General features: G+C 69.9%; 11 protein-coding genes. 4 read left to right on the top strand and 7 right to left on the bottom strand.

The window, feature by feature from the left end; all coding sequences use genetic code 11:
• Position 1: 1 nt before the first annotated feature.
• The 5 genes from D7X99_RS28800 to D7X99_RS28820 all read right to left on the bottom strand — a co-directional run bounded on the left by D7X99_RS28800 (position 2) and on the right by D7X99_RS28820 (position 4,362).
• Positions 2-784 carry a class I SAM-dependent methyltransferase gene (locus D7X99_RS28800; RefSeq protein ID WP_121780587.1) on the bottom strand — a complete coding sequence of 261 codons (783 nt, stop codon included), beginning with the start codon at positions 782-784 and terminating at the stop codon, positions 2-4.
• A 13-nt stretch (positions 785-797) separates the two neighbouring features.
• On the bottom strand, positions 798-2,960 hold the full coding sequence (locus tag D7X99_RS28805; protein ID WP_121780588.1) for a diguanylate cyclase: 2,163 nt from the start codon (positions 2,958-2,960) through the stop codon (positions 798-800).
• Positions 2,957-3,238 (bottom strand): septum formation initiator family protein, encoded by a 282-nt coding sequence (locus tag D7X99_RS28810; RefSeq protein ID WP_121780589.1) that lies wholly within the window; start codon positions 3,236-3,238, stop codon positions 2,957-2,959. The genes D7X99_RS28805 and D7X99_RS28810 overlap by 4 nt, the downstream gene beginning before the upstream one ends.
• 82 nt (positions 3,239-3,320) lie before the next feature.
• Positions 3,321-3,857 carry a TlpA disulfide reductase family protein gene (locus tag D7X99_RS28815; RefSeq protein WP_233597073.1) on the bottom strand — a complete coding sequence of 179 codons (537 nt, stop codon included), beginning with the start codon at positions 3,855-3,857 and terminating at the stop codon, positions 3,321-3,323.
• A gap of 4 nt (positions 3,858-3,861) precedes the next feature.
• On the bottom strand, positions 3,862-4,362 hold the full coding sequence (locus tag D7X99_RS28820; protein WP_169826125.1) for a Fur family transcriptional regulator: 501 nt from the start codon (positions 4,360-4,362) through the stop codon (positions 3,862-3,864).
• Between the two features lie 238 nt (positions 4,363-4,600).
• Here D7X99_RS28820 and D7X99_RS28825 point away from each other — a divergent pair, with 238 nt between their 5' ends.
• The 4 genes from D7X99_RS28825 to D7X99_RS28840 all read left to right on the top strand — a co-directional run bounded on the left by D7X99_RS28825 (position 4,601) and on the right by D7X99_RS28840 (position 7,287).
• The gene (locus tag D7X99_RS28825; protein WP_121780590.1) at positions 4,601-5,842 is read left to right on the top strand and encodes a hypothetical protein; all 1,242 of its coding nucleotides are present in this window, start codon (positions 4,601-4,603) and stop codon (positions 5,840-5,842) included.
• Between the two features lie 25 nt (positions 5,843-5,867).
• On the top strand, positions 5,868-6,200 hold the full coding sequence (locus tag D7X99_RS28830) for an FmdB family zinc ribbon protein (protein WP_121780591.1): 333 nt from the start codon (positions 5,868-5,870) through the stop codon (positions 6,198-6,200).
• A 75-nt stretch (positions 6,201-6,275) separates the two neighbouring features.
• Positions 6,276-6,479 carry a hypothetical protein gene (locus D7X99_RS28835; protein ID WP_121780592.1) on the top strand — a complete coding sequence of 68 codons (204 nt, stop codon included), beginning with the start codon at positions 6,276-6,278 and terminating at the stop codon, positions 6,477-6,479.
• A gap of 55 nt (positions 6,480-6,534) precedes the next feature.
• A complete protein-coding gene (locus D7X99_RS28840) occupies positions 6,535-7,287 on the top strand; it encodes a hypothetical protein (RefSeq protein WP_121780593.1) in 753 nt (250 codons plus the stop codon).
• A 16-nt stretch (positions 7,288-7,303) separates the two neighbouring features.
• Here D7X99_RS28840 and D7X99_RS28845 read toward each other — a convergent pair whose 3' ends face one another.
• Together D7X99_RS28845 and D7X99_RS28850 are read right to left on the bottom strand one after the other, a co-directional pair.
• Entirely contained in the window at positions 7,304-8,035 is a 732-nt protein-coding gene (locus tag D7X99_RS28845; RefSeq protein ID WP_121780594.1) for a PHP domain-containing protein, read from the bottom strand.
• A gap of 57 nt (positions 8,036-8,092) precedes the next feature.
• Positions 8,093-8,368, bottom strand: coding sequence for a hypothetical protein (locus tag D7X99_RS28850; protein WP_043321624.1), 276 nt, complete (start codon positions 8,366-8,368; stop codon positions 8,093-8,095).
• Between the last annotated feature and the right edge of the window lie 101 nt (positions 8,369-8,469).

Below are 8,469 nucleotides of genomic sequence, written 5' to 3' on the forward strand. Positions count from 1 at the left end.
CTCAGGGCATCGCGGGCAGCCGACCCCAGATGACGTCGCTGAAGCGCGAGGTGGGCGCAGGCTCGATGCCCACCTTCTTCAAATCGTCGGTGTGGCGGGCGCCCTTCACGACGACCCACCGGCGGGCGACGCGCCTCCCCTCCTCCACCGCTTCAGGAGTGAGGGGCGCGTGCTCCGCGAAGCGGCGCAGGACGTCGAAGGCAGGCTGGGCCTTCTTCGGCTTGGCGAACATCGGGTCGAAGAAGACGACGTCGAAAGACTTCGAAGGCAGCGTCTTCAGGTACGCGTGAGCATCCGCGTGGAGCACTTCGATGGCGCACGAGTCCGCGCCTCGGTCGTAGCGCTGGAGCCCCTCCGCGGCGACGATGCACAGGGGCAGGCTCTTCTCCAGGCCGACGACACGGCCCGTAGGCCCCACGGCGAGCGACGCCACCAGCGCGTCCTGCGCGAGCCCCAGGGTGCAGTCGAGCACGGCATCCCCGGGGACGATCTCCGCGACCTTGAGGAACGCGTCGTCGCGCTGTCCCTGCCGCAGCCGCATTCGCCGCAGGTGCGCCATGCCCGCGTGGAAGCCGAACGACCCCTGCGGCTCCCACAGCGTCACGCCGTCGCCGCCCACGACGAGCAGCGCCTCCACCTTGGTGCCCAGCCAGGGCGCGATGCCCTCACTGGAGCGGCGCGGTAGGAACGGCAGGTTCCACCGCTGCGCCACGGTCCGAGCCTCGCGCACCGTGGCCGCGTCCGTCTTCGTGCTGGTGGTGACCGCGAGGGGAACGGGCGGCATCGATACCGCCGCCCTACTCCGCGACCGCCTGGAGCTTCCGGCCACCCTGCATCTGCGCCACCGTCACGGACAGGTTCCGGCCGTTGCGCTTCGAGTGGTACAGGCACTGGTCCGCCAGGTCGATCATCTGCTGCTTCTCCATGGCGTTGTCCGGGAACGTCGCGATGCCCAGCGACATCGTGATGCGCAGCGGGCCCATCTCCGTCTGGAACACCTCCGCCATCACCGCCTCGCGGATGCGCTCCGCGATGATCTTCGCGCCCTGCACGTCCGTCTCCGGCATCACCATCACGAACTCCTCGCCGCCGTAGCGCGCGACGACGTCCGTGTCCCGCGCCAGCGTCTTGATGATGCGCGCCACGCCCTTGAGCACCTGGTCGCCCGTGGGGTGACCGTAGGTGTCGTTCACGTTCTTGAAGTGGTCCACGTCCGTCAACATGATGGAGCACTTGCGGTTGTACCGCCGCGCCTGCGCCAGGATGTCGTCCGCGCGCGACTGGAACGTGCGGTGGTTCAGCAGCCCCGTGAGGCCGTCCGTCGTCGCCATCCGCTCCATCTGCTCGTAGAGCTGCGCGCGCAACACCGCCTGCGCCGCCTGGATGGCGATGACTTCGATCATCCGCAGCACGTCCTGCTCGAACGCCGCCTTCTTGCGCGACCCCGCCACCAGCGTGCCCAGAATCCGGTCCCCCGCCACCAGCGGGAAGATCTTCAGCGCGCCCAGGCCGCGCACCTGCGTCTCTTCATCGAAGATGACCTGGCGGTCCATCGCCTTGATGTCCCGCCCCGGCAGCGGCGCCCCGTAGCGCACCACGTTCGCCACCAGGCCGTTGTTGTCCTGGAACGTCTGGCCCTCCAGCGCCTTGCCCTGCGCCGTGACGCCCGTCATCCGCGCCACGCGGTGCATCCGCTTGCCGTCCTGCTCCGACACCAGCGTCACCGCGCAGAAGTCCAGCCCCGCCAGCTGCCGCGTCGCCTCCAGCACCGCCACGAACACCTGGTCCGGGCTGCCCGCGCGGTTGAGCTCCTCGATGGCCCGGAAGAACCGGTCCTTCTCGTCGCGCGTCTTGCGGATGTAGCTCATCACCCGCTCCACCTCGATGGAGCGCAGCACCTCGCCCGCGATGGTGGTGAGCATCTTCTCGTCCTGGTCCGTGAACGGCTCGTTCTTGAGCTTGTCCGCCACCAGCACGCCGCGCACCAGGCCGCTGCCCTCCAGGATGGGCACCGCCAGCAGCGCCTGCACCGTGGGACCGCTGCTCTCGTAGTACGTGACGCCCTTCAGCCCCTGCGGCGAGTTCATCCGCACCGGCGCGCGGCGCTTCAGCACGCCTCCGATGATGCCCTCGCCCGCGTTGAACTTCTCGCGCTGCACCCGCTCCGAACCGGAGCGGCAGTCGTACAGCTTCAGGCTCCGGTCGTCCGACGTGAGCAGGAACGCCGCGCAGGTGTCCGTGCGCAGGCCCGTCTCCGCGATCTCCAGCGCCGCGTGCACCGCGCCCTCAATCTCCTTCACCGACGCGACCAGCCACTTCTCGTCGGAGTTCATCCCGCTGAAGCTGTCCTGCGTCCCGGAGGACACCAGCCGGAAGGTGCGCGCGCGCTCCTCCACCTCGCGGATGCGCTTCTGCACCGCGTCCGACTCCGCCCGCTTCGCCACCGCCATCCGCGCGGACAGCACCAGGTGGTACAGCCCCGCGAACAGCGCCAGGAACAGCGTGTGCGTCAGGAACCCGGTGATGTTCACCACCGGCCCGCCCAGCGTCACCAGGCCGTCGTACACCAGCGCCACGCCCAGCAGCGTCATGCCCGCGTTGCGAGGCAGGAACGCCACCAGGAACGCCATCAACAGATAGACGATGGGGAACAGCTCCCCGCCGCCAATGGCCACCACGATGAAGGCCGCGGAGATGAGCCCGCCGCCCAGCTCCAGGTCGTCGCGCAGGTCGATGACCGCGCCCACCGAGGAGCGCATGGCCCGGCGCCACGCCGCCATGCCAATGCCGATGAGCAGCCCCAACACCAGCGCCGCTTCCGTCCACCCCAGCGTGTGCAGGCCCCGGAAGCCGCCGCGCGCCAGGTGGACGAACGTGGCCAGCGCCACCGCCGCGGGGATGGCGCGGAAGAACGCGCGCACGAGCTTCGCCGGAGAGGGCACCACGGACAGCGAGGTCATGGCGACTCCAGGTGGAAGACGATTTCGCCCGGCTTCACGTAGCCGAGCTCCTCACGGACCGACTGCTCCAGCGTCGCCGGGTCCTTGCGCAGCGCCGCGATCTCCTTGCGGAGCACGTCGTTCTGCGCGGCCAGCGCGCGGTTGCGCTCATCGAGCGCCTCCACGTCCTGCCGCAGACGCAGGTAGCGCCGGAAGCCCTTGGCGTCCGCCACCGAAGCGAGGCTCAAGGCCACCGCCACCACCGCCGCCACCATCAGGAGCTTTCGCCGGGACGTCATGAGCGCCGGCGAAGGTACCAGCGGCCCCCCTGCCCGCAAGAATTCCGCTCCAGCCCTGTAGCACCCCGGGCGGAGGCGGAAATCAGTCCGCCTTCAGCAGCTTTTCAATGGCCTTCGCCACGTCCGCCTGGCCTTCAATCCCCTGCCACGCGGCCACCGCGCGGCCGTGCCTGTCCAGCAGCACCGTGCTGGGCAGCGCCCGGATGCGGCCGAAGGCGCTCTCACCGGCGCGCATCCGCTCGTCGGACAAGAGCACCGGGTACGGAAACGCGTAGTGGTTCGCGAACGGCCCCAGCACCCGGCCCTCGTCGATGTCCATCCCCACCGCGACGACCTGGAAGCCCTGGGGGCCGTAGGTCTCCTGGAGATGCTTGAGCGAGGGCTGGTCCGCCAGGCACGGGAAGCACCAGGTGGCCATGAAGGACACCAGCACCACCTTGCCCGTGAGCTGGCGGGGGTCGTAGCGCGCGGGCCCCACCGACGGCAGCCACAGCGCCCGGTAGAACGCGGGCCCGGCGTCCACCGGCCCGCCGTGGCGACAGCCGGACACCGAGCCCGTCAGCGTCAGTGCGCCCAGCGCCACCGCGCACAGGAGCGCGCGTCGTCGCACCGGGCTCACGCGCTCAGGCCTCTGTCTCCGGAGAGCCACCCCGGAGCTGACACTCGCGACACAAGCCGTACAGCTCCATCTTGTGCGACGTCACCGTGAAGCCGTGCTTGCGCGCCACCGCGTCCTGGAGCGTCTCGATGCGGTCGTTCTCGAACTCCACGATGGTGCCGCAGCTCGTGCAGATGAGGTGGTCGTGGTGCTCGCGCCCCGCCGCCGCCTCGTAGCGCGTCTGCCCGTCACCGAAGTTGCGCGCGTGAGCCAGGCCGCACTCGTTGAGCAGCTTCATCGTCCGGTACACGGTGGCCACGGACACCTTGGTGTCCTGTTCGCGCACCTTGTTCCACAGTTCCTCGACGGACAGGTGGCCGCCCACCTCGAAGAAGGTGTCGATGATGAGGCTGCGCTGGCGCGTGCTCTTCAGCCCGTGCTGGGCCATGTAGCGCGCCAGGACCTCGTCCTTGTCCTTGTCCGAGGGGCCGTGGGAGTGGGAGTGGCTGTGGTGATGGGTCGTCATCTGCAATCTCTGGAGCACCCCATGTGTTGGGGTGGGGATGCCTGCTCCCGCAAGACAATCTGGACGGCCGGACCTGGCAAGCGCCCGCTTCCCCGGTGACTACCATGGAGTCCGGTGTCTTCGGCTTGCGGCGCGCGTGAGCTGTTTACATTGAGGCCGGACTGGCTCATTGACACCTGTCTGGCCGCGAAGATAGAGGCATCCGCCCTCGTAAACGAGCAATTTTCCGAACCTTTCCATGATCAGTCCCTGGCAGAGAAGACGGCAGCCCGATGACGTACCCACCCCGGTGGCGGTGGCGGTGTCGGACTTCTGCCGACGCGCGAAGGCTCCGGCCCCCGCACAGCAGGTCCGCGAAGCGCTCGCGCTCCTCACTGAAGATGAGGACTTCCGGGTCCGCGCTCTCACGGATGGTGAACCGGAGACGTCCCCCCTGGGGCCCTTCGCGGTGGTGGACATCCTGCGCGGCGTGACGCCGGCGCTCGCGGCCCAGCGCCAGGAGTGCGGCTACTACGACGTGGCGCAGGAGCTGGCCCTGGTGCGCGAGGAGAAGACGCCGCCCCCCGCGCCCGCCTCCACGACGCCCGTGTTCGCGCTCCCCTCCCCGGCCTCCGAGGAGACGGACGCGAAGACCGGCCGCCGCAAGAGCGCCAAGGCGGAGGCCGCCGCCGTCCAGGAGCGCATCGCGCCCAAGAAGCGCACCACCGACGCGGAGGATGCCGACACCGCCGCGTCCGCCCCGGCTCCCCAGGCGCCCCAGGAAGAAGAGGAGGCCCCACGCTTCCTCAAGCGCGAGCTGCCCCGCCCCCGCGGCCGCTTCACCCGCGTGGAGGCCCAGCGACTGTCGTTCCTTGAACTGACGCGCGCGGAGGGCAAGGAGACACTGGAGGCCGCCATCGAGGCCACGGAGCACCGCTACTCACTTCTGCGCACGCTGGAGCACCGCTACAACGGCCCGCGCGGTGAGATGACCCAGGTCGACATGGAGAACGTGCTGCGGCAGCACGGCATCATGGAGACGCTGGAGGCTCGCGAGCGCCACAACATCGAGACCGCCTACGCGTCCCAGCGCGGCGCCACCGGCCGGGTGGCCTGGGCGCTCGGCCTGTCCCCCAGCGAGCTGCAGCGGCTCAACCACGCGCTCAGGATGGAAGAAGTCGTGGAGGCGCTGCGCGAGCGCTTCCGCAACGAGGTGCTGGCCACGAGCCACCTCACCCACCGGCTGGATCTGCTCGGCCGGGACAAGTACCTGGTGGACCTGGGCATCCAGAAGCGCTTCGCCGACGCGCTCCGCAAGGAGCTGGAGCGGCTGGCGAAGGACGCCCTGCCGGACGCCACGGATCTCCACTCGCTGGCCAACGTCGTGGGTCGCAAGCACGGCGCGCCCGCGGAGCTGGTCACCCGCGCCTTCGAGCGCCTGAATCTGACGGAAGGCCTGCGCAAGCAGCTCTCCGCCCAGGCCCAATCCCCTTCGAACTGACTCATCGAGACGAGGCCCCCACCCCATGCCCATCTACGAGTACGGCTGCTCGGCCTGTGGAAAGACCATCGACGTCCTGCAGAAGATGTCCGACCCGACGCCCCCCGCCTGCACCGCGTGCGGCGCCGAGGGCACGCTGAGCAAGCAGCTCAGCCGCTCCAGCTTCCACCTCAAGGGTGGCGGCTGGTACTCGGACCTGTACGGCTCCACGAAGAAGGACGGCGGCGGTTCGTCGTCGTCCTCCTCGGCGTCGTCGCCCGCGTCTTCTTCGACCACGTCGTCGTCGAGCACCAGCACGGCGCCCAGCGCTCCCGCGGCCGCGCCGAGCACGCCGTCCGCGTCCGGCGACAAGTCGTAGCGCCCCAGGCTCCACCGTCCCACCGCCCCCGGCTGAAAATTCGCTGGGGGCGCGGGGAGGCCGCACACTTGACGCGTGCCCTTTCCTCCCTCGAAGCGTCCCCCCCGCCACTGCGCGCTGTGCGGCCATCCGGAGCTGACGGATGCTCGGGGGCAGGGGCGGTTCCTCCTGGTCGCGGACCCGCACGGCCGCGGTCCCGTGTGTCCCACGCAGCGCGGCTGCCGCAACGGCAAGCTCGCGGCGTCGGACACGCCAGCGCTGACGCAGGCCAGCCGCTAGGCTAAGCAGACACCCGAAGGCGCGCGCCGTCCCATCCCGCGCGCCTCCAGGTGCCATGCCGCGTTCCTTCCGCTCGCTGTCGTCGCTGTTCCTGGTGCCGCTCGTGGCCGCCGTGTCTTTCGGCTGCGCGTCCGCCACCCGCATGTCCCCCGAGGACCGCGCCGCGTTGGACCGCGGCCTCAGCGGCCCGGACGCGGAGCAGTACCTGCGCGTCTCCGCCTACCTGACGCCCTTCTTCGGCGACGCGTCCAAGCGGCTGCTCACGCCCTACCCTCCAGAGGACGTGCGGCTGGTGGACGACACCCAGGGCAAGCCCATCAACCCCGGCCCCATCCAGGCCACCCTCCCCGCCGGCTCGCGCGTGCGGATCACCAAGGTGGAGTTCCCCACCGCGTGGGTCGTCACCGAGCGCGTCCTCTACTCCCCGCGCACCTGGCCGTGGGTGTACGTGACGGTGGAGGGCGCCCCCGCGGGCGAGCAGGTGGTGATGGTGCTGCCGCCCAACCTGGACCGGCAGGACGCGTTCCGCGCGGAGCTGGGGAACACGCTGTCACCCCACCCGCTGACGCAGCAGCTCAACGGCTTCAGCGCGGCGGTGAAGGAGGCCGTGCGCACCAAGACGCTGGTGCCGGACATGCCCGCGGACGCGGTGCGCATGGCCTGGGGCCCGCCGGAGTCCGTGCGCCGCACGCTGGAGGGCACCGCCAAGAACGAGGAGTGGCGCTACACCGGCGAGCGCCGCAAGGCGTTCCTCAGCGACGGGAAGCTGGTGCGCGCTGAAGAGGCAGGCAAATCCGTCCTGCCCTGAACCGCCTGGTGCCCGTCTAGCGCCGGCCGCCGCGGCGGTGCTGCTTCTTGCCGCCGCCGCCGCCCTTGCGCTGGGCCTGCGCCTCGCCCGGCCGGGTGAGGCGGGGCAGCTCACCGGCCATCACCGGCCAGTAGTCGCCCTTGATCAGCTCCTCCACCAGCTGCGCCTGGGTGAGCACGTCGCGCTTGAAGAAGGTGGCGCCGCGGCCCATCTCGTCCAGGGAGCCGCGCGCGTCGCTGCCGCCCACGCAGGGCACCTTGAGGACGTCCGCGGCCTCCACGGCCAGGTCGTTGGCCGTCTGCTTCACCTTGGCGTTGTAGCCCTCCACGGCGCACAGCACGCCGGACAGTGAGCGCACGTACTCCATGGCGGGGTTGGGCACGTCGCGGTCGAAGGGGCGGGCCGCGATGATGGCCGCGCCCATCGCCTTCACCTTGGGCAGGCACTCGGCGGCGCTCCAGGGCTTCTCCCGGTTGCTGCCCCACATCTGCACGGGCTCCGGCGCCAGCTCCGGCTTCGGGAAGAAGCACAGGTATTGGCCCCGGTCCGTGACGAGCTCCAGGCCCACGAAGACCTTCACCTTGGACTTCGCGCCGATCTCGAAGAGTTCGTCGCAGCCGTCCTGGGTGTTCGTCTCGGTGAACGCCACCGCGTCCAGGCCGAACATGGCCGCCCGCTCCAGCACGGCGCGCGGCTCCAGGTCGCACCCCTTGGACAGGTGGGAATGGGCGTGTAGGTCGATGAGCATGGGCGACGCGTGCCTAACAGGCCTCCCCGGGCCTGTCGAGCCCGCGCGCGCAGGCCCTCAGGCGTACGCGTAGGACTGGAAGTTGCCCTGCTTGGCCTGGCTGTTCTTCTCTTCGTACGTGCGGATGAGGTAGCCCATCAGCATCAGCGAGGACGTGTTCTCCAACACCCGGGACGGATCCTTGGAGATGAGGTTCGCGCTGTAGTTCAGGAAGAACTGAGCCAGCTCCTCGCCCGCTTCCTTCACGATGAGGGCGTTGAGCGCGCTCGGCTCCATGGTGCGGATGGTGTTGATGAAATCGACCGCCAGGTCCTTCTTCGTCTTCATGTCCACGGTCCTGCCCCCTTTTTCCGCCCACGCCCTGGAGCCGGAAATGGCCCCGAGCCCCGCCCCAATTCACGAACCGGGTGCGACCGGGTGAACCTATGCATGCC

Source organism: Corallococcus sp. AB032C (assembly GCF_003668935.1).
Lineage (GTDB): Bacteria > Myxococcota > Myxococcia > Myxococcales > Myxococcaceae > Corallococcus > Corallococcus exiguus.

What these genes read in the sequence shown, in the direction of transcription:
- D7X99_RS28830 (WP_121780591.1), top strand. Translation starts at nt 5,868, where the DNA reads ATGCCCATCTACGAGTACGGCTGCTCGGCCTGTGGAAAGACCATCGAC.
- D7X99_RS28800 (WP_121780587.1), bottom strand. Translation starts at nt 784, where the DNA reads ATGCCGCCCGTTCCCCTCGCGGTCACCACCAGCACGAAGACGGACGCG.
- D7X99_RS28845 (WP_121780594.1), bottom strand. Translation starts at nt 8,035, where the DNA reads ATGCTCATCGACCTACACGCCCATTCCCACCTGTCCAAGGGGTGCGAC.
- D7X99_RS28820 (WP_169826125.1), bottom strand. Translation starts at nt 4,362, where the DNA reads ATGACGACCCATCACCACAGCCACTCCCACTCCCACGGCCCCTCGGAC.
- D7X99_RS28805 (WP_121780588.1), bottom strand. Translation starts at nt 2,960, where the DNA reads ATGACCTCGCTGTCCGTGGTGCCCTCTCCGGCGAAGCTCGTGCGCGCG.
- D7X99_RS28810 (WP_121780589.1), bottom strand. Translation starts at nt 3,238, where the DNA reads ATGACGTCCCGGCGAAAGCTCCTGATGGTGGCGGCGGTGGTGGCGGTG.
- D7X99_RS28840 (WP_121780593.1), top strand. Translation starts at nt 6,535, where the DNA reads ATGCCGCGTTCCTTCCGCTCGCTGTCGTCGCTGTTCCTGGTGCCGCTC.
- D7X99_RS28825 (WP_121780590.1), top strand. Translation starts at nt 4,601, where the DNA reads ATGATCAGTCCCTGGCAGAGAAGACGGCAGCCCGATGACGTACCCACC.